The sequence below is a fragment of the Microbacterium hydrocarbonoxydans genome, assembly GCF_000956475.1.
Lineage (GTDB): Bacteria > Actinomycetota > Actinomycetes > Actinomycetales > Microbacteriaceae > Microbacterium > Microbacterium hydrocarbonoxydans_A.
In genome coordinates, this window is sequence record NZ_JYJB01000010.1 from 923,623 (window position 1) to 941,820 (window position 18,198).

Annotated in this window: 20 protein-coding genes; 5 read left to right on the plus strand and 15 right to left on the minus strand. The window is 68.6% G+C overall.

Annotation, left to right across the window (positions count from 1 at the left end):
- Nucleotides 1–40 precede the first annotated feature (40 nt).
- From RS84_RS17075 to RS84_RS17125, 11 genes are all read right to left on the minus strand, one after another.
- A complete protein-coding gene (locus RS84_RS17075) occupies nucleotides 41–1,057 on the minus strand; it encodes an N-acetylglucosamine kinase (RefSeq protein ID WP_200892032.1) in 1,017 nt (338 codons plus the stop codon).
- Nucleotides 1,054–2,310, minus strand: a complete 1,257-nt coding sequence (locus RS84_RS17080) for a 6-phospho-beta-glucosidase (RefSeq protein ID WP_045258930.1) — start codon at nucleotides 2,308–2,310, stop codon at nucleotides 1,054–1,056. Before RS84_RS17080 ends, RS84_RS17075 begins: the two co-directional genes overlap by 4 nt.
- A 37-nt stretch (nucleotides 2,311–2,347) precedes the next feature.
- Nucleotides 2,348–3,484: an ROK family transcriptional regulator gene (locus tag RS84_RS17085; RefSeq protein ID WP_045258931.1), complete on the minus strand. Its 1,137-nt coding sequence runs from the start codon at nucleotides 3,482–3,484 to the stop codon at nucleotides 2,348–2,350.
- An 84-nt stretch (nucleotides 3,485–3,568) separates the two neighbouring features.
- The gene (locus RS84_RS17090) at nucleotides 3,569–4,420 is read right to left on the minus strand and encodes an ABC transporter ATP-binding protein (protein WP_045258932.1); all 852 of its coding nucleotides are present in this window, start codon (nucleotides 4,418–4,420) and stop codon (nucleotides 3,569–3,571) included.
- Nucleotides 4,417–5,274, minus strand: coding sequence for an ABC transporter ATP-binding protein (locus RS84_RS17095; protein WP_045258933.1), 858 nt, complete (start codon nucleotides 5,272–5,274; stop codon nucleotides 4,417–4,419). The genes RS84_RS17090 and RS84_RS17095 overlap by 4 nt, the downstream gene beginning before the upstream one ends.
- Complete coding sequence (locus RS84_RS17100; protein ID WP_045258934.1) at nucleotides 5,271–6,257, minus strand: ABC transporter permease; 987 nt, start codon at nucleotides 6,255–6,257, stop codon at nucleotides 5,271–5,273. Before RS84_RS17100 ends, RS84_RS17095 begins: the two co-directional genes overlap by 4 nt.
- Nucleotides 6,250–7,248 carry an ABC transporter permease gene (locus RS84_RS17105; protein ID WP_045259290.1) on the minus strand — a complete coding sequence of 333 codons (999 nt, stop codon included), beginning with the start codon at nucleotides 7,246–7,248 and terminating at the stop codon, nucleotides 6,250–6,252. The genes RS84_RS17100 and RS84_RS17105 overlap by 8 nt, the downstream gene beginning before the upstream one ends.
- Nucleotides 7,249–7,287: 39 nt before the next feature.
- Nucleotides 7,288–8,952, minus strand: coding sequence for an ABC transporter substrate-binding protein (locus tag RS84_RS17110; protein ID WP_045258935.1), 1,665 nt, complete (start codon nucleotides 8,950–8,952; stop codon nucleotides 7,288–7,290).
- A gap of 193 nt (nucleotides 8,953–9,145) precedes the next feature.
- A complete protein-coding gene (locus RS84_RS17115) occupies nucleotides 9,146–10,450 on the minus strand; it encodes a GNAT family N-acetyltransferase (protein WP_045258936.1) in 1,305 nt (434 codons plus the stop codon).
- 33 nt (nucleotides 10,451–10,483) lie between these two features.
- Nucleotides 10,484–10,729: a zf-HC2 domain-containing protein gene (locus tag RS84_RS17120; RefSeq protein ID WP_045258937.1), complete on the minus strand. Its 246-nt coding sequence runs from the start codon at nucleotides 10,727–10,729 to the stop codon at nucleotides 10,484–10,486.
- The gene (locus tag RS84_RS17125) at nucleotides 10,726–11,388 is read right to left on the minus strand and encodes a sigma-70 family RNA polymerase sigma factor (RefSeq protein WP_045258938.1); all 663 of its coding nucleotides are present in this window, start codon (nucleotides 11,386–11,388) and stop codon (nucleotides 10,726–10,728) included. Before RS84_RS17125 ends, RS84_RS17120 begins: the two co-directional genes overlap by 4 nt.
- 72 nt (nucleotides 11,389–11,460) lie before the next feature.
- On the opposite strand from RS84_RS17125, the gene aroA reads away from it, so the two are divergent.
- Genes aroA through bcp form a run of 3 tightly spaced genes read left to right on the plus strand, consistent with a single transcriptional unit; the run spans nucleotide 11,461 to nucleotide 14,339 of the window.
- The gene (gene aroA, locus RS84_RS17130) at nucleotides 11,461–12,786 is read left to right on the plus strand and encodes a 3-phosphoshikimate 1-carboxyvinyltransferase (RefSeq protein WP_045258939.1); all 1,326 of its coding nucleotides are present in this window, start codon (nucleotides 11,461–11,463) and stop codon (nucleotides 12,784–12,786) included.
- Nucleotides 12,783–13,856 carry a ribosome small subunit-dependent GTPase A gene (gene rsgA / locus RS84_RS17135; protein WP_045258940.1) on the plus strand — a complete coding sequence of 358 codons (1,074 nt, stop codon included), beginning with the start codon at nucleotides 12,783–12,785 and terminating at the stop codon, nucleotides 13,854–13,856. Before aroA ends, rsgA begins: the two co-directional genes overlap by 4 nt.
- Before the next feature lie 9 nt (nucleotides 13,857–13,865).
- Nucleotides 13,866–14,339, plus strand: coding sequence for a thioredoxin-dependent thiol peroxidase (gene bcp / locus RS84_RS17140; protein ID WP_045259291.1), 474 nt, complete (start codon nucleotides 13,866–13,868; stop codon nucleotides 14,337–14,339).
- Nucleotides 14,340–14,354: 15 nt separating this feature from the next.
- Here the strand turns inward: bcp and RS84_RS17145 are convergent, their stop codons facing one another.
- Nucleotides 14,355–14,741, minus strand: coding sequence for a hypothetical protein (locus RS84_RS17145; protein ID WP_045258941.1), 387 nt, complete (start codon nucleotides 14,739–14,741; stop codon nucleotides 14,355–14,357).
- A 232-nt stretch (nucleotides 14,742–14,973) separates the two neighbouring features.
- Here RS84_RS17145 and RS84_RS17150 point away from each other — a divergent pair, with 232 nt between their 5' ends.
- Nucleotides 14,974–15,222 (plus strand): WhiB family transcriptional regulator, encoded by a 249-nt coding sequence (locus RS84_RS17150; RefSeq protein ID WP_017203224.1) that lies wholly within the window; start codon nucleotides 14,974–14,976, stop codon nucleotides 15,220–15,222.
- Nucleotides 15,223–15,280: 58 nt separating this feature from the next.
- Here the strand turns inward: RS84_RS17150 and RS84_RS17155 are convergent, their stop codons facing one another.
- A complete protein-coding gene (locus RS84_RS17155; protein ID WP_045258942.1) occupies nucleotides 15,281–16,765 on the minus strand; it encodes a sensor histidine kinase in 1,485 nt (494 codons plus the stop codon).
- Between the two features lie 39 nt (nucleotides 16,766–16,804).
- A complete protein-coding gene (locus tag RS84_RS17160) occupies nucleotides 16,805–17,191 on the minus strand; it encodes an Rv3235 family protein (RefSeq protein ID WP_045259292.1) in 387 nt (128 codons plus the stop codon).
- Nucleotides 17,192–17,317: 126 nt separating this feature from the next.
- Between RS84_RS17160 and RS84_RS17165 the strand changes: the two genes are divergently transcribed.
- Nucleotides 17,318–17,926 carry a hypothetical protein gene (locus tag RS84_RS17165; protein WP_045258943.1) on the plus strand — a complete coding sequence of 203 codons (609 nt, stop codon included), beginning with the start codon at nucleotides 17,318–17,320 and terminating at the stop codon, nucleotides 17,924–17,926.
- Here RS84_RS17165 and RS84_RS17170 read toward each other — a convergent pair.
- A complete protein-coding gene (locus RS84_RS17170) occupies nucleotides 17,914–18,189 on the minus strand; it encodes a helix-turn-helix domain-containing protein (protein ID WP_045258944.1) in 276 nt (91 codons plus the stop codon). The two genes, RS84_RS17165 and RS84_RS17170, sit on opposite strands and share 13 nt — an antisense overlap.
- Nucleotides 18,190–18,198: the final 9 nt, after the last annotated feature.

Here is an 18,198-nt window from a genome sequence, read left to right on the forward strand (position 1 = left end):
GCCCCGACCGTGAAGGTCGGGGCGCCCTTCGCGTATCCGGTCAGAGAGCGGATGCCGTCAGCGGCCCGGCGAACCGCGCATCCGAGCTCAGGGATGCTTTCGCCCGCCCGAGCGCGGCGGCATCCGCGCCGGTGTCTCCGAGAGCGAGCAGCGCGGCGCCGAGCACGGGAGGCGCGTCGACGATCTCGAGGTGTGCGCGCGGGGCATGCTCGGCGAGACCTGCGGCGATGCTCCCGAGCAGGAGGGGGTCGCGCGCTCGGGCGACCCCGCCGCCGAACACCACAGGCACGTCGTGCCGGAGCAGGCCGAGACGGGTGACGCATGCGGTCACGTATGCGACGACTTCGTCGGCCTGCCGCCGGACGACGCTGCGAGCCACAGCATCCCCTGCCAGTGCGGCGTCGAAGATGAGCGGAGCCAGGCGCGCGAAGCCGTCATCGCGTCGGCCCAGGTGCACATCTTCGATGAGCGCGCCCACGCTGGGCACACCTGCCGCGTCGAGCAGCATCCCGTGCAGGCGGGTCGACGGTCCCCGGCCGTCTTCGGCGCGGGCGGCGTGCCAGACCACGGCATCTCCCAGCTCGCTGCCGCCGCCCCAGTCCCCCGACAGCGGGCCGAGGGCCGGGAACCGCACCACGGCCCCGTCGCTGCGAACGCCGATCGCATTCATACCGGTGCCGCAGATGACGGCGACCGCGTCGGTCGCGTCGGTGCCGGCACGAAGCAGAGCGTGCAGGTCGTTCTCGGCGAGGAGCTGCCCGCGCGCCCACGGCAGATGCGCCACAGCGCCGCGGAACGCGTCGATCTCGTCGGGCAGGTCGAGTCCCGAGAGATACAGGCCGACGTGCCTGAGCGATGCGGCCTCTCGCTCGCCCAGCGCCCGCTCCACGAGCGCGTCGATGATGCGCACCGATCGATCGAGGCCTTCCAGCTGCGGGCTCGAGCCCTCCCCCCGTTCCCAGGCGAGCACAGTGCCGTCGGTGTCGAGCAGCACGACGTCGGTCTTGGAGCCGCCGCCGTCGACCGCGAGGATCACGTCAGGCGCCGCCGCCGTCACGCCCACTCCAGGAACCGGGAGTTCGCGGCGAGAAGCAGGTCCGTGAGCTTCTCGGCACGCTCATGCTGCAGCACCAGCGGGTGCGCACGCATCGCGCGCAGCACGCGGTCACGCCCGCCGTGGAGGGCCGCGTCGAGAGCCAGGCGCTCGTATCCGGCGACCGCGCTGATGAGCCCGCTGATGTCGTCGGGCAGTGCCGCGACCGGTTCGGCGACGAATCGGCCGTCGACGTAGCGCGCCGGCACCTCGATCACGTGGTCGTCCGGCAGGAACGGCAGCACCCCGTCGTTGCGGAGGTTCACGACGCGCGGCACGTCGGCGCCGCCGCGAATGGCCATGAGCAGCTCGATGGCCGCCTCGGAGTAGAACGCCCCGCCTCGCTTCTCCAGGATCTCGGGCTTGGTGTCCAGCGCGGTGTCCGAATAGAGACCGAGCAGCTCCTGTTCGATCGCCCGCACCTCCTGTGCGCGCGTGGCGGAACGCCTCTGCTCGTGAAGAACCTCGTCGTGCGCGTAGTAGTACCGCAGATAGTACGAGGGGATGACACCGAGTTGCGCGAGCAGAACGGAAGGGAGCTCGACGTCGTCCGCGAGTTCCCCGAGCCGCGTCTCCAGGGCGCGCGGCAGCGTGTCGACGCCGTCGATGAAGACACCCCGCTCCCACGTGAGGTGGTTCAGGCCCACGTGCGCGAGGTGCACCCGATCGGCGTCGACGCCCGCGTCCGCCGCGAACCGACGCTGGAATCCGATCGCCACGTTGCACAGCCCGACCGCGCGATGCCCTGCCTGCAGCAGAGCCCGCGTGACGATGCCGACCGGATTCGTGAAGTCGACGATCCAGGCGTCCGGTTTGGCGTGCTCGCGCACGACCTCGGCGATCCGCAGCACGACCGGAACCGTGCGCAGCGCCTTGGCGAGTCCGCCGGGACCTGTCGTCTCCTGGCCGATGCAGTCGACGTCGTGCGGCCAGGACTCGTCCTGCTCCCGGGCGTCCTGCCCGCCCACCCTCAGCTGGATGAGCACGGCATCCGCTCCGGAGACGCCGGAGACGAGGTCGCTCGTCGTCGTCAGATGCGCCGGATGGCCGCCACGCGCCAACATGCGTCGAGCCATGCCCCCGACGAGGTCGAGTCGCATCGGATCGGTGTCGATGAGGACGAGCTCCTCGATCGGGAGCTCCTTCTGAAGCCGGATGAAGCCGTCGATCAGTTCCGGGGTGTACGTCGATCCACCGCCGACGATGGCGAGTCGCATCTGCTCTCCTTGTGATTTCTTTGTTCGTGACGCGTGGTCACTGCGTGGGGATTCGGTCTTCGAGGCGGCTGCGGATCTGCTCGACCACGAGGCTGCGAGCCCCGGCGAGGACGGAGCTGGCGCCGGTGCCGCTGAGGCGGACCTCCGGCATCGGCCTTCCGTCGCTGCGCGCGCCCTCCGCGACGAGTCCGGCGAGGCGCACCCCGCCCGCGAGTGCGGTGGGGCCGCCGAGCACCACGAGCTGCGGATCGAGGACGGCGAGGACCGGTTCCAGCGTGATCGCGACGCGCCGGGCGACCTCGCGCAGGGCGTCCTCGTCATCGGAGAGATGGGAGATGCCGCTCGGGTATCGCGCGGTGCCTGCGAGCGCTGAGATGAACGGGGAGCCGAGGAGCGCGGTGGTCACGGAGCCAGGCTCTCCCGGTCCGGCGGCGACGGTCAGATAGCCGATCTCGCCGGCACCGCCGTGAGCTCCGCGATGGATCACGCCGCCCAGATCGATGCCTACACCGAGGCCGACGCCGATCCACAGGAACGCGAAGCTGCCCGCCGCCCGGGCGACTCCGAAGGAGCGCTCGGCCATGGTGGCGAGATTGACGTCGTTCTCGAGCGTCGCCGACACGCCCAGGCTGGATTCGATGAGCGCGCGCGAACCCGAGGGCGGCCACCCTGGCAGCGAGTCGGTGAGCGACAGCGAGTCGGCGTCACCGCTGACAGCGGCCTGGAGTCCTACGGCGACTGTCTCGACCTTTCTCGGATCTGCTCCGGATGCAGCGCACGCGGCCTGAATCGCGCGACCGACGTCGCGCTCGGGCGAGCGCTCCTCGCCGAGAACCGGCACCTCCACGATCGGATGCTCGCCCCCTAGGGCGTCGACGAGCACGGCGTGGATGCCGTCGTCGAGCATGTTCACCGCGACGCCCGTGACCTGATCGTCACGCACGCCCCAGCTCACGGCGCTCGGCCCGCGACTGCCGGCGACTTCGCCGACCGGGTGGAGCAGCTCTGCGCGCTCGAGCCTGGCGATCATCTGCGTCGCCGTGGGCTTCGACATCCCCGACAGCTCGCCGAGGCGGGTGCGGGTGAGAGCTCCGTGCTCGAAGAACAGCCGCAGCGCCTCGCGGTCGTTGCGCGTGCGCAACCACGACGACGTGCCTGGGTCGATCTGGGACATGGTGCTCCTTCCGCTGTTCCGGGTGCGTTCAGCTCCGCCCGCTTCTGCGACGGGCCGGTCGCCGGCGTTCGTTCGCCGTGGCGGTCAGCGACCGCCGAGCTCTGCGCGGACCTCGTCGCGCAGGCGCCCGAGGTTCTCGGGCTCGGGAGCCGCAGCGAGCAGCGTTCTGGTGTAGTCATGACGAGGGTTCAGGATGACCTCGTCTGCGGGTCCTCGCTCGACGACGTCGCCCTTGTAGAGCACCATGATGTCGTCACTGAAGTGCCGCGCGGTCGCGAGGTCGTGGGTGATGTAGAGCACGCCGAGGTTCTCCTCGCGCTGAAGCTCGGCGAGCAGGTTCAGCACTCCCAGACGAATCGACACGTCCAGCATCGAGACGGGTTCGTCGGCGATGATGAACCGCGCTCCCGGGGCGAGTGCTCGGGCGATAGCGACCCGCTGCCGCTGGCCGCCCGACAATTCGTGCGGACGTCGATCCGCGAACGACTCGGCAGGCGACAGGCGCACGCGTTCCAGGAGCTCGAGAGCTCTGCGGCGGACCTGGTCTCGCATCAGCCGCGGATGGTGGATGCGGATCGGCCGCTCGAGGTGATGCGCGATCGTGTGGAACGGGTTCAACGACGCGAACGGATCCTGGAACACCATCTGCACCTCGGAGCGGTAGTGAGCGAGCTCCCGCCCTCGCCGGCCGGTCAGCGCCCCGTCCAGCAGGATCTGCCCGCTCGTCGGAGTCTCGAGCTTCATCAGCATCCGAGCGATCGTCGACTTGCCCGACCCGGACTCCCCCACGAGCGCAAGGGTCCTGCCGGCCGGCACCGTGAACGACACGTCATTCACCGCATGCAGCGTCGTGGTGCGCAGCCCCGACCTCAGATGGAAGTCCTTCGTGAGGCTGCGTGCCTCGAGAACCGACGTCATGACAGCATCCGCGCTCATCGAACGCCCTCCTGACTTGCGCCTGTGCGCACGAAGTCGCCTCGCGCGCCTGTCAGCGAGGGGAAGCTCGACAGCAGCCGCTTGGTGTACTCGTGCTGCGGCGAGCGGTAGATCTCCTCCGCCGTGCCCTCCTCGACGATGCGGCCCTCCAGCATCACGGCGATGCGGTCGCTGATCTCGATCAGCATGGGCAGGTCGTGCGTGATGAAGATCACCGCGAAGCCCAGCCGCTCGCGCAGACGCATGATCTCCCTGATGATGCCGCGCTGCACCACGACATCCAGCGCCGTGGTCGGCTCGTCCATGATCATGACCTGAGGGTCCAGGGCCAGCGCCATCGCGATCATCATCCTCTGACGCATGCCGCCCGAGAGCTCGTGCGGGAAGGACGACAGCCGTGCGGGATCGACGCCGACGAGCGTCAGCAGCTCCTCCGCTCTGCGGTGCTTGTCCCGTCGGCTCATCCCTGGCCGATGCGTGTCGAAGATGTCGAAGATCTGCGCCCGCACGTCGATCACCGGATTCAGGGAGTTCATCGCCCCCTGGAACACCATCGAGATCTTGTCCCACCGGAACGCCCGCAACCCCTCTCCGTCGAGGCCGGCCACGTCGATGTCGCTGCCCGACCGGTCGTGGAAGACGATCGTTCCGCTGGTCATCAGCGCCGGAGCCTTGAGCAGACGGTTCAGTCCGTAGGCGAGCGTGGTCTTGCCGCACCCCGACTCCCCCGCGAGCCCGAGGATCTCCCCGCGGTTCAGCGTCAACGAGACGTCGCGCACGGCTTTCACGGGCGGATCCACCTCGTATTCGATCGATATGCCACTCGCCGTCAGGACGGCTTCTGCACCGCTCATGCGATGACCTCCTCTCCGCCGATGCCGCGGCCCATCCGATGTGCACGGCGCTGCCTTCGAGCCGCTGCCGGCGCCAGCCTGAGCTTCGGGTTCACGATCTCGTCGATCGCGAAGTTGATGAGCGACAGGCCCGTGCCGATCAGGGCGATGATCGCCCCGGGCGGCACGAACCACCACCATGCGCCGCTGCCGACGGCCTGGCCCGTCTGTGCGTCGTTCAGCACGGTCCCCAGCGTGATCGATCCCGTCGGCCCCAGACCGAGATAGGAGAGACCCGCTTCCCCCAGCACCGCGAAGATGACGCCGAAGATGAGCTGGGCCGCCAGCAGCGGCACGAGGTTGGGCAGGATCTCGACGAAGATCACGCGCAGCGGCCGCTCCCCTGCGACCACGGATGCTGCGACGTAATCGCGAGTCCGCAGCGAGCGGGCGGTGCCCCGCAGCACCACCGCCGAGCCCGCCCACCCCGTGATCCCGAGGACGAGCGCGACGAGCAGCGAACTGCGAGCCAGCGCCCCGAGCCCCTCGGTGTGCTGCACGTAGGCGGCGATCACCATCACGAGCGGCAGACCGGGGATCACGAGCATGATGTTCGTCAGCAGCATCAGGATCTCGTCGAGGGCCCCCCCGAAGTACCCGGCGAGAACACCGAAGATCAGCGCGAGCAGCAGCGCGACGAGCCCCGCCACGGCGCCGACGAACAGCGACCCCTGCGTGCCGATCGCGACCTGGGCGAGCACGTCGTAGCCGAGCTTCGATGTGCCCAGCGGATGCGCCGCGCTGGGCGGAAGCAACGGGTCGAAGCCGGCATCCCTGGGGTCGACGGTGAACAGCGGGCCGAGAACGCCGAACGCGATGATCGCGGCGATCATGACGATGCCGGTGAGCAGCTTGCCCGACAGCCGCGGCATCGTTCGGCGCGCCCTGGACACCGCCAGGGCCTGCGTCGTGTCGGCCGCGGGCGCGGTGAGGAGGTCAGCCATTGCGTCGCACTCTCGGGTCGATGAATCCGTACAGCAGGTCGATCAGGAAGTTCGCGGCCAGCACCGTGAGCGTGATCACGAGGAAGACGCCCTGCATCAGCGCGTAGTCGAGTCCTTGCACCGCCTGGATCATCAGCTTGCCGATGCCCGGGTAGCTGAACACCTGCTCGGTGACGATGGAGCCCGCGACGACGAATCCCAGCGCGATCCCGAAGCCGGCGAGGCTCGGGATCGAGGCGTTGCGCGCCGCGTACGCGCTGCGGATGCGGGAGGGCCGCAGGCCCTTGGCCTCTGCGGTGAGGACGTAGTCCTCGGCCATGGTCTGCACCATCATGTTGCGCATCCCGAGCAGCCAGCCGCCGACCGAGGAGATCACGATCGTCGCGGCGGGGAGGAGCGCGTGCACGAACACGCTGCCGAAGAACGGCAGGCTCCAATCCGGTCCCATCGGGTACTCGAAGACGTCATAGGCGCCGATGATGGGCAGGAGCCCCAGCTGCACCGAGAACACCGCGACGAGGACGAGCGCCAGCCAGAAGTACGGGATGGACTGGAGGAAGGTCGTGATCGGCACGAGCTGATCGACCCACGTGCCGCGGAACCAGCCCACCCATGCCCCGCCGATGATGCCGAGCACGAAGGAGATGATGGTGGCCGCGCCGACGAGGGTCACCGTCCAGGGCAGCGCCTGTCCGATGAGCTCGCCTACCGGGGTCGGGTATCGGGTCGAGGAGATCCCGAGGTCACCGTGCAGCATCCGACCCCAGTAGGCGAGGTACTGATCCCACAGACTCGATCCCCTGTCTCCGCCCAGGAGCGCCGTGACGGCGTCGACCGTCTCCTGCGACAGCTGGCGTCCACCGCGGCGGAGCTTGCCCAGCATGATCGCGACGGGGTCGCCAGGCAGGATGCGCGGAAGCAGGAAGTTGAGGGAGACGGCGGCCCAGAGCGTCACGAGGTAGAACGCGATTCGGCGGATCCAGAAGGTCATGTCGTCCACCTCTCGAGGGATCGTTCCACGGGAGGCGTCCTACTTCTTCGCCGGGCGCAGGTGCGTCAGCACGACCGCGGATGCGGTCGACAGGTACGGCAGCGGAGCCGCGTACATGTCGTCGGTCGTCGGCCAGCCCGTGAAGTCGCTGGTGTTGAAGAACGACTGCGAGGCGTTCAGCACCACGGGGATATACGGCAGGTCACGGGCGATCTCGGTCTGGATCGTCGTGTAGGCCTGCTTCTTCGTGGTCTCGTCGAGAGTGCTCCCGGCCTCGGCGACCGCCGCGTCGACGACCGGGTTCGTGTATCGCGCGTAGTTCTGGCCCTTCTCGGGGGTCTGTCCGACCTCGGCCGTGGCGGGCGTGGCGAAGTACTGGTCGTAGTTCGAGTAGGGATCGGCCACGAGCGACTGCGTCAGACCGTACAGCGCGAGCTGGAACTGCCCGTTCGCGACCTGACTCCAGTACTCGGCCTCCGAGACGGTTCGAGCGTTGATCCGGATGCCCGCCTTCGCCGCCTGCGCGGCGATCAGCTTGGCCGCGTCGTTGTAATCGGTCCAGCCGTCGGGCGAGAACAGGTCGAGTTCGATGGTCGTCCCGTCCTTTCCGTAGAAGCCCTCGTCGTCCTTCGAGTAGCCGGCGGCTTCGAGGATCTTCGCGGCTGCTGCCGCATCCGCGTCCTGCGGGCTCTCGGCCAGCTCGGGGTCGCCCAGCCACTTCTCGTCGCGGGGCAGCAGCGCGAAACTCGGCGAGGCGACGCCGGCGAGTCCCGCGAACGCCTTGTCCGTGATCGCGCCGCGGTCGATCGCAAGATTCAGGGCCTGCCGCACGGCGAGGTCGGTCTGAGCGCCCTCGCAGCCGAGAGCGGCGTCGGCGCACGTGGTGATGACGGTCGGATCCTGCTGCTGGTTCATGGTGCTGATGCGACCGTTCGACGTGATGCCGTCGGGATTGGCGACGAACTGGCCGACCCAGTCGAGCTTGCCGGTCTTCAGCAGGTCCTCCGACGACTGATTCGAGTCGATCCCGACGTCCTGCACCTCCTTGACGTCCGGCTCGCCTTCGCGGAAGAGCGGATTCGCCTCCAGCGTGTAGGCGGCCTCGGTGAAGGCCTTGAGCCTGTAGGGCCCCGACCCGATCGGATTCGGGTTGGTCTCGGCCAGCACATCGGTGATGTCAGCCCAGATGTGCTCGGGAACGATCCAGGTGGAGCCGAGGATCATCGATGCCGAGGTGAACTTCGGCGTCTTGTACGTGACGACGACCGTGGTCGGGTCCGTAACCTCCGCCGACACCATGTCGGGGTCGAGGTTGGAGGCGTACCCGAGGCTGAACGCGACGTCCTGCGCGGTGAGGTCCTTGTCGTCGCTCCATTTGAGGTCGGGCTTGATCCTGATAGTGAGGACCGTGCCGTCGTCGTTGAACTCGTAGGAATCGCCGATCAGGCCGATGGGGTCGTCGGCGGAGAGCTGGTTGAAGAAGAAGAGCGGCTCGTAGATGGCGCCGTAGGTCATGTGGGTCGCGGTGTCGACCGCGAACGGGTTGAAGTTGTTCGCGATCGGCGTCATGGACCCCGACCAGATCCGCAGCGGGCGATCGGCGGACGAGCTGTCGGCGGCGGGAGCACACCCGCCGAGCGTCAGTGCGAGCGCGGCGGCGCCGGCCACGAGAGGAAGGGCCTTCCTCCAGCGTTTGTCGAGCATGGGAACCTCGTCTCAAAGGGCTTCGTTGACTTTGTCGAGCAGAGCGGACGATGACCCGCCCTCGAAGCGAGGTTATAGTAAAGGTTCTTTCCGGTAAAGACCTTTCCAATTATTCGTAAAGATTATTTACGCTGGTTGAGCGTGTGTCCCCTCCCGCCCGACAACGGCGATCAACGGCCGAGCGAATGCAGGATCAATACCAGATGTCGAGCGCCGGCGCCGGGTACGAGGCGAATGCCCGGTCGAGACGCTCTGCGACGTCTGCGGCGGCCGAGACGCGTCCTGCGCCGCGCAGCGCGGAGACCCGCACCCCGCCCGCATACAGCGCCGACAGCGCCGAGATGTCCATGGTCGCGTCGACCGAGGAGGAGGAGGCGGTCTCCACGCTCGCTCGTCCCTCCTGATCGACGGTCAGCCGCCAGTCACCAGCGGTGAAGCCCTGGGAGTCCTCGATGCGCAGCACCACGTCGAGCGGCGCGGAGAACCGGCGGGCGGACAGCGCTGCGGGGAGGTCGAGGATCCGCAGCCAGCCATGATCGTGCACGGTCTGCACGACACCGCGGGTGTCTCGCACGAGCCACGGCAGCGGATCGTCGGTCGGTCTCAGATCCGCCGTCACGGTGTCGACCAGGTCGTGCTGGAGCGCGAACCGCCACAGCGCGGCGGTGGCGTCGTGGGTCTCGGCGACGAGCATCCGCACATCCATCTGGAAGCGGAACGACCCGCTCTTCTCGGCGAGGGTGTAGACGAGCACGCCTCGGAGCTCGCCGTTCTCATCGAGATAGCGCACGCCCCGAACCTTGTCACGATCGGGGTCCGACGGCGAGACACCCGCGAAACCCTCCCAGCGGGTACGCCAGCCGGCCACCTGCCCCGGGCGAGCGACTCGCGCGCGCTCATGAACGACGCCGAGATCATCGGCCAGCTCATCCCGCTCCCGGTATTGGATGCTCCCCGACGGCGCGACTCCACCCCATCCTGCGCGACGCACGTCCACGTCGAGACGCACGGCCGGCACTGCCGCGCCGAACCCGTAGCGCCCGTAGATCGTGGCCTCCGAGACGGTGAGACCCGCCATCGGCGCCCCGGCCGAGGCCGCGGCGCGCAGCTCGCCCTCGAGCAGTGCGCGCGCGATGCCGCGCCTGCGATGGGTGGCGGCCACCGTCACGACACTGATCGACCACATGTCCACCGCGTCGCCGCCCGGAACCGTGAGCGGGGAGACCCAGGAGTTGACGGTCGCCACGGGGAAGTCGCCGGTTGCGGCAGTGCCGTCGTACACGGAGATGTTGCGGCGCTGCAGAAAAGGGGTCCGCCCGTAGTCGAGCGCCTCTGCGTTCGGCTCACCGCCGAGGAAACCACGGGCTACCGCCCGCTGAAAACTCTGCGCGGTCGCCTCGTCATTCAGGTCATCGACGCGGTATTCCAGTCCCGCGGCGGCGAGGCGCTCGGCGGAGAGAGGATCAGCAGGTACGGAACGCGCATCGAGGGAGGTCATGACCCCACCCTACTGAGCGGTTCCGACGCGTCGTCAGTGCTGCGCGGACTGCACCTCGCGCAGGCGCGCGAACACCTGGTCGCGCAGTTCCTCGGGGGCCGTCTCCTTGCAGGCGCGCGCCACGACCTCTGTGAGGGTGGTGGCGACGAGGGCCTCGTCCCGACATGACGGGCAGTTCTCGAGATGCTCGCGGATGTCGGTGTGCTGAGTCTTGCAGACCTCGTTGCGGAGGTACTCCTCGAGATCCTGACGTGCCTTGCTGCAACCGCAGTCGCTCATTTCCTGCTCCTCGTGTCAGCCGCGGCGATGCCCCGCTCTGCGGCATAGTCGGCCAGCAGCTCCCGCAGCATCCGCCTGCCACGATGCAGACGGCTCATCACGGTGCCGATGGGGGTCTTCATGATGTCGGCGATCTCCTGATAGGCGAATCCCTCGACATCGGCCAGGTACACGGCCAGCCGGAAGTCCTCCGGCACCGCCTGCAGAGCATCCTTCACGACGGATGCCGGCATACGGTCGATCGCCTCGGCCTCTGCGGACCGGCCATGCGTCGCAGTGGTCGACTCCGCCCCGCCGAGCTGCCAGTCCTCGAGCTCGTCGATCGTGCCCTGGAACGGCTCGCGCTGCTTCTTGCGATAGATGTTGATGTACGTGTTCGTGAGAATCCGGTACAGCCAGGCCTTGAGGTTCGTGCCCTGTGTGAACGTGGCCCACGAGCCGTACGCCTTCACGAAGGTCTCCTGCACGAGGTCGGCGGCGTCGGCCGGATTGCGCGTCATGCGCATGGCGGCGGCGTACAGCTGATCCATGTACGGGATCGCCTGCTCCTCGAACTCTCGGCGAGGGTCGCTGACCGTATCAGCGGTTGCGGTGTCATCCATCACCGGCCAGTCTAGGACGCTGAGGTCGACCGACTCGCGCTCAAGCGTTGCGAGCATGCTCTCTCCTTCTCGGCGAATGCGGGTCCCGTTCCTTCGGGGCCGCATCCGCGTTCACTAAAGTGGGAACCGATGAGCGCCAAAAGGTATTCCCCTCCCCTCGTCCAGGGCGTCTACGCCGCGCCGACCGCCGAGGGCGCCGTGCGCGCCACGGTCACGATTCCCGGGTCGAAGTCATTGACGAATCGCGAGCTGATCATCGCCGCGATCGCCGATGGTCCGGGTCGGCTGATCTCGCCGCTGCACTCCGACGATTCACGTCGTATGGTCGATGCCCTGCGTGCGCTGGGCATCGGGATCGAGGAGGAGGATGCTGGAGGGGAGTTCGGCCCCGACCTCGTCGTCACGCCCGGGAAGCTCCACGGCGGGGTGACCGTCGACTGCGGGCAGGCCGGCACCGTGATGCGCTTCATCGCACCCCTCGCGGGGCTCGCCGAGAAGGATGTGCACCTCACCGCCCACGAGACCGCGCTGCACCGCCCGATGGGGGGCCTCATCAGCGCTCTGCGCGACCTCGGGGTCGACATCGACGACGAGGGCACCTGGGCCCTGCCGTTCACGATCCGCGGGCACGGACGCATCCGCGGCGGACGCGTCGAGATCGATGCCTCCGCCTCGAGCCAGTTCGTCTCCGGGCTGCTGCTCGCCGCCCCCCGATTCGACGTGGGTCTGCACCTCGTGCACACCGGCGAGCACCTGCCCAGCCTCCCGCACATCGACATGACGATCGAAGCGCTGAGCCGCCGAGGCATCCGCATCGAGCGCCCAGCGACCGGAGAATGGCTCGTGGAGGCGGGCGTGCCCCGCGCCAAGGAGATCGCGATCGAGCCGGATCTCTCCAACGCCGCCCCCTTCCTCGCCGCGGCTCTCGTCACGGGCGGTTCGGTGTCGGTCACCGGCTGGCCGGTGCATTCGACACAGCCGGGGCACCTGCTGCCCGAGATCCTGCAGGCGATGGGCGCGCATGTCGGTCGCCACAGCGGCACTCTCACCGTGCGCTCAGGCGACGGCATCCACGGCGTGGACATCGATCTCTCCGCGGCCAGCGAGCTCACGCCCACGCTCGTCGGTCTCGCCGCGTTCGCGGACTCCCCGACGACGATCCGCGGCATCGGGCACATCCGCCTGCACGAGACCGACCGGATCGCCGCTCTGATCGAGAACGTGCGCGCGCTCGGAGGCGAGGCGGAAGAGCTGCCCGACGGGCTGCGCATCATCCCCCGGGAGCTGCACGGCGGCACCTGGGCGGCCTTCCACGACCACCGGATGGCGACGACGGGCGCGCTCATCGGGCTCCGGGTGCCCGGCGTCGAGGTCGACGACATCGGCACGACCGCCAAGACGCTCCCCGAGTTCACTCTGCTGTGGGAGCGGATGCTGCGAGGCGACTCCGCGTGAGCTGGCTCAGCGACGACGACGAACTCGACGACGACTTCGACGAGTACGACGAGTCGAGCATCCGCTCCCGGCCGAACCCGAAGGGGAATCGACCGCGCACGAAGCGGCGGCCGGCGCACGAGGACGCGCAGATCGGCCGCGTGCTGGGCGTCGACCGCGGCCGCTATTCGGTGCTGATGGGCGAGGACACCCCCGAGGAGCGCACGATCACGGCCACCCGCGCGCGCGAGCTGCGCCGCACGCCGATCGTGACCGGCGACCGTGCGCGCGTCGTCGGCGACACCTCGGGTGACGAGGGCACTCTCGCGCGGATGGTCGGCATCGTGGAGCGCACCTCGCTGCTGCGACGCAGCGCTGACGACACCGATCAGGTCGAGCGCGTCATCGTCGCCAATGCCGATCAGATGCTCGTCGTGGTCGCTGCAGCCGATCCCGAGCCCCGGGCCCGGCTGGTCGACCGCTATCTCGTCGCAGCGCTGGATGCCGGCATCCGCCCTCTTCTCGTCGTGACCAAGACCGACCTCGCCGACCCGTTCGAGTTCCTGAAGCACTTCGACGGGCTCGATGATCTGCGCGTGTTCACGAGCGCCACCGACAGCATGCCGCTGGACGAGATCGGCGCCGCGCTGATCGGCCATTCGACCGTCTTCGTCGGGCACTCCGGCGTCGGCAAGTCCACGCTCGTGAACGCACTGGTCCCCAGCGCGGGGCGCGCGACGGGTCATGTCAATCAGGTGACCGGCCGCGGGCGCCACACATCCTCGTCCACTGTCTCACTGCGCTACCGCACACCGGAGGGGAGCGGCTGGGTCATCGACACTCCCGGCGTGCGGTCGTTCGGGCTCGGGCACGTCGAACCGCAGAACATCCTGGCGGCGTTCACCGAGCTCGCCCTCATCGCCGAGAACTGCCCGCGCGGCTGCACGCATCTGGCCGACGCTCCCGACTGCGCGCTCATCGAGGCTGCAGAGCGCGGGGAGCTCGGCGACACCGGGCGCGCCCGTCTCGACTCCCTGCAGCGACTTCTGCAGACGTTCGCCGACAAGGCCGAGCAGACCCCCGGCCGGTAGGCTGTGCAGGTGACTGTGCGCCTGGAACCCGGAACCGCTGCCCCCGACTTCGCCCTTCTCGACCAGGACGGCAGGGCCCTCCGCCTTGAGGATCTCCGAGGCGAGAAGACGGTGCTCTACTTCTATCCGGCGGCGATGACGCCCGGATGCACCACGCAGGCCTGCGACTTCCGCGACAGCATCTCGTCCCTGCAGGGCGCGGGCTACCGGGTCATCGGCATCTCGCGAGACGAGCCGGCGAAGCTCGCAGAGTTCCGCGAGCGCGACGGACTCACCTTCACCCTGCTCAGCGACCCCGACCACTCCGTGCACTCCGCCTACGGCGTGTGGGGCGAAAAGATGAACTACGGCAAGGTCGTCGAGGGCGTCATCCGCTCGACCTTCGTACTCGACGAGCGCGGCGTCATCGAGCTCGCGCTCTACAACGTCAAGGCCACCGGGCACGTCGCCCGACTGCGGAAGCTCCTCGGCGTCGACTCCTGACCCCGGCCGGAGCGCTCAGGCCCCAGGGGCGCGGGCGCCCTCTGCTCTCGCCGTGGCGATCAGCAGCACGAAGCCCGCGAGCCCGGGCAGCCCCACGCCGAGCACGAACGGCCAGACGACGGGCTGCACGGTCAGCGACGCGAGCGCGATCGCGACGGCGAGCACCTGGAACACCACTCCCCCTGAACGGGCCCATGAGCGGCCCGCGCGCGTGCCGAAGGCGAACGCCAGCAGAGCTGCGGCTCCGATCAGGGTGAGGACGATGAGCGCGAGTGCGGTCGGCAGAGACGCGGCGTCTCCTGCGCCGAGCCCGAACAGCTCGATCACGGCGAACACCACGAGGGCGATCCCTTCGACGGCCAGCACTGCCGCGGCCGAGAGAGCGAGTCCTGGTGCGCGCACGATGTCTCCTGAGAATCGAATGAGAAGGAGGAAAAGTCTTGATTTCGAAACATTCATGTAACAGAATAGACAAAGTCATGTGCTCCCACAGCGGCGTGGGGCGGGCATTCTGCTCGCATCACAAACAACGGGCATCCGCCCGCATCTGAACAGGGTAGCCGAACCCGATCTGCCGCCCCAATCCGAGACGTCGCCCAGCGACATCTCATGAGATCCACACCGAGGAGCCCCCATGGACTGGCGCGACAAAGCCGCCTGCCTGACTGTCGACCCTGAGCTTTTCTTCCCCGTGGGGAACACCGGCCCCGCGGTCGACCAGATCGAGAAGGCGAAGACCGTCTGCGCCACCTGCACCGTGACCGAGATCTGCCTGCAGTACGCCCTGGAGACCAGCCAGGACTCGGGCGTCTGGGGAGGCCTCTCCGAGGACGAGCGCCGCGCTCTGAAGCGCCGCGCCGCGCGCGCACGCCGCGCGTCCTGACCCTGACGACAGAAGCGGCCCGAGATCCTCGATCTCGGGCCGCTTCGTCGTTCGTCGGCTACTTCTTCAGCCAGCGCAACGGGATGTCGATGGAGACCTCGGTCCCCTGCCCCTCGCTGCCCTTCCATTCGATCGTGCCGCCCAGCTCGCCCTGGATGAGCGTGCGGATGATCTGAGTGCCGAGCCCCTGACCGATACGCCCCTCCGGCAGGCCGCTGCCCGTGTCGATCACCGTGACGTGCAGATTCTCCTCGGTGCGGCTCGCGTCGATCGTGACGACACCCTCGGTGCCCGCGAGCCCGTGCTCGACCGCATTCGTGACGACCTCGGTGAGCGCGAGCGCGAGCGGGGTGGCGTATTCGCTCGGCAGAACGCCGAAGCGGCCGGTCGACTGCGTGCGCGCTCGTGTGTTCGGCGCGGAGGCGACCTCGGCGACGAGCTTGAGCACCCGGTGGAAGACCTCGTCGAAGTCGACCTTCTGCGCGAGTCCCTGTGCGAGGGTGTCGTGCACGACCGCGATCGCATCCACGCGACGCATCGCCTGGGTCAGGGCATCGCGAGCCTCCTCGGAGTGCGTGCGCCTGGCCTGGATCCGCAGCAGCGATGCGACGGTCTGCAGGTTGTTCTTCACCCGGTGGTGGATCTCCCGGATCGTCGCGTCCTTGGTGATGAGCTCCTGCTCCTGGTGGCGCAGCTCCGACACGTCGCGGCAGAGCAGGATCGCGCCGATGCGCGTCCCGTGATCCTTCAGCGGGATCGCGCGCAGCGACACGGTGACTCCGCGGGCCTCGATGTCGGTGCGCCACGGCGCGCGACCGGTGACCACGACCGGCAGCGACTCGTCGACCTGCCGCGACGGCGGCACCAGCCGCGTCGTCACCTCGGCGAGCGACTGCCCCTCGAGCTCATCATCGAAGCCCATCCTGTTGAAGGCCGACAGAGCGTTGGGGCTCGCGAAGGTGGTGATGCCGTCGACGTCGATGCGGATCAGGCCGTCCGATGCGCGCGGCGCCCCGCGGCGAGGAGAGGTGGGGGCTGCGAGGTCGGGGAAGCTGCCCTCGGCGATCATGCGGAACAGGTCGTTCGCGCATTCGTCGAAGGTGATCTGCTGACGAGAGGGCGTCCGCGCCTCCCCGAGATTCGTGTGCCTGGTGACGACGCCGATGACGGATGCGCGCTCCTCGGAGCCCTTGCGCTCGTTCGCGATCGGCACCGCGCGCACTCTGGTCGGGGTCTCCTCGAACCAGTCGGGAGACGAGGAGTCGACGATCTCGCCCGACTCGAAGGCGCCCTGCACCTGCGTGCGCCATTGCGGCCGGACCCGCTCCCCTACGATGTCTCGGTAGAACAGGGTCGCCGCACCGCTCGGACGCGCATGCGCCACCGCGATGAAGGAGCTGTCGTCGGTCTGGATCCAGACCACGATGTCGGCGGACGCGAGATCGGCGAGGAGCTGACCGTCGCCCGCGAGTCGATGGAGCCATTCGACGTCGCTGTCGGTCAGGCGGCCCTGGGCGTGGGCGAGATCACTGAGTGTTGACACCCCCCAAGCCTACCGGGGGCGGGTGATGCGGCCGGCGGCTCAGAGCACGGCGAGGGACGCGGCGCGCCAGCGCCGGTCGAGACCCTCGAGGCGGATCGCCACGGCGCGCGTGCGTCCGGGACCGGCCACGATCACGACGGCTTCCACGACGCCGTCCGCAGGATCGGATGTGCGGATCGACCGGATCTCGAATGTCGGGCGCGCAGGCGAAACCCCCCTCGCACTGCGCGCCCTCGCCGACAGATTCGCCCTGGTCACCAAACTCCGGAAAGCGTCTTCATTGAACCAGCGGGCGAGCTGATCGACTTCCCTGACCCCGGCGAGCACTTCGAGGACGCCCTGAGTGAGACTGCGCAGCAGCGGGACCGGATCCGGCAGATCGGCACGGGGTGTCGGCTGCGGCGCGAAATACTCGTGAAGCGTCATCTTCTGCACTCTCCATCGGGGAAGACTGCCGCCAGTACAGCACGCTCAGCGGTTCCGATGAGCCGCTGCGTCGATCATTGTGGATAACTCGTACATGCGTCGGCGTCGTGGCCTACGCTCTGTGGAATGCGATGGGACCGACTGTTCGAGGACCTCGAGGGCCAGCTCGCCTCCGAATGGGAGGCAGAGAGAGCCGCGCTCGACGCCGAGTCCGAGCGGCTGCGGATCTCGCGCCTCGATCTGCGCGGACGGCTGCGGATGCTGTGCTCCGCGCAGGCGCGAATCGTGCTCACGCTGGCGGGCATCAGGCCGCTCCCCGTCCGCCTCGATGCCCTGGGCGCCGACTGGGTCGCAGCATCCGACATCGCCGCTGAGGGAGCGCGTGCAGCCAGATCCATGCGCATCATCCCTCTTCATGCGATTCGCGGAATCGACGTGGACCACGGGATGCTGCTCGCCAGCCTCGACCCGCAGGATGAGCAGACGGAGGTGCTCCGGGAGCGGATGACGCTCGGATTCGTGCTGCGCGACCTCGCGCGCCGCAGGGTCCCCGTGCGCATCAGCACCGCGGATGAGGAGCTGCACGGCACGATCGACCGCGCCGGCGCGGATCATCTCGACCTCGCCAGGCACGAACCCGGCCGAGCCCGGCTCGCGAGTGAGGTGTCGGGGTTCCGGATCATCCCCTTCGCGACGATCGTCGCGGTGCAGACGGCGGGAGATCAGGTGCCGTGAGGTGCTGACGGGCCCCACACCTCGGGGAAGCTCGCCTCATTCGCCTGTCGCCACAGCGCCATCCGCCTGGCTTCCTCCGACTGCTCGGCGAGGTACTCGCCGAGACTGGACTCCTCGATGCGCCACCGCGCAGGAGAACCCAGCTGAGAGCCTCTGAGCCTCCCCTCGTACACGAGCGCGATCACCTCGTCGACCTCGATGCTGAGGAGCTCAGCGACCTGAGCTGGCGCGAGGAAGCGCGGGGCGGACGAGGAGACAGGCATGCGACCATT

What these genes read in the sequence shown, in the direction of transcription:
- RS84_RS17080 (WP_045258930.1), bottom strand. Translation starts at nt 2,310, where the DNA reads ATGCGACTCGCCATCGTCGGCGGTGGATCGACGTACACCCCGGAACTG.
- RS84_RS17085 (WP_045258931.1), bottom strand. Translation starts at nt 3,484, where the DNA reads ATGTCCCAGATCGACCCAGGCACGTCGTCGTGGTTGCGCACGCGCAAC.
- RS84_RS17090 (WP_045258932.1), bottom strand. Translation starts at nt 4,420, where the DNA reads ATGAGCGCGGATGCTGTCATGACGTCGGTTCTCGAGGCACGCAGCCTC.
- RS84_RS17095 (WP_045258933.1), bottom strand. Translation starts at nt 5,274, where the DNA reads ATGAGCGGTGCAGAAGCCGTCCTGACGGCGAGTGGCATATCGATCGAA.
- RS84_RS17100 (WP_045258934.1), bottom strand. Translation starts at nt 6,257, where the DNA reads ATGGCTGACCTCCTCACCGCGCCCGCGGCCGACACGACGCAGGCCCTG.
- RS84_RS17105 (WP_045259290.1), bottom strand. Translation starts at nt 7,248, where the DNA reads ATGACCTTCTGGATCCGCCGAATCGCGTTCTACCTCGTGACGCTCTGG.
- RS84_RS17110 (WP_045258935.1), bottom strand. Translation starts at nt 8,952, where the DNA reads ATGCTCGACAAACGCTGGAGGAAGGCCCTTCCTCTCGTGGCCGGCGCC.
- RS84_RS17115 (WP_045258936.1), bottom strand. Translation starts at nt 10,450, where the DNA reads ATGACCTCCCTCGATGCGCGTTCCGTACCTGCTGATCCTCTCTCCGCC.
- RS84_RS17120 (WP_045258937.1), bottom strand. Translation starts at nt 10,729, where the DNA reads ATGAGCGACTGCGGTTGCAGCAAGGCACGTCAGGATCTCGAGGAGTAC.
- RS84_RS17125 (WP_045258938.1), bottom strand. Translation starts at nt 11,388, where the DNA reads ATGCTCGCAACGCTTGAGCGCGAGTCGGTCGACCTCAGCGTCCTAGAC.
- aroA (WP_045258939.1), top strand. Translation starts at nt 11,461, where the DNA reads ATGAGCGCCAAAAGGTATTCCCCTCCCCTCGTCCAGGGCGTCTACGCC.
- RS84_RS17150 (WP_017203224.1), top strand. Translation starts at nt 14,974, where the DNA reads ATGGACTGGCGCGACAAAGCCGCCTGCCTGACTGTCGACCCTGAGCTT.
- RS84_RS17160 (WP_045259292.1), bottom strand. Translation starts at nt 17,191, where the DNA reads ATGACGCTTCACGAGTATTTCGCGCCGCAGCCGACACCCCGTGCCGAT.
- RS84_RS17165 (WP_045258943.1), top strand. Translation starts at nt 17,318, where the DNA reads ATGCGATGGGACCGACTGTTCGAGGACCTCGAGGGCCAGCTCGCCTCC.
- RS84_RS17170 (WP_045258944.1), bottom strand. Translation starts at nt 18,189, where the DNA reads ATGCCTGTCTCCTCGTCCGCCCCGCGCTTCCTCGCGCCAGCTCAGGTC.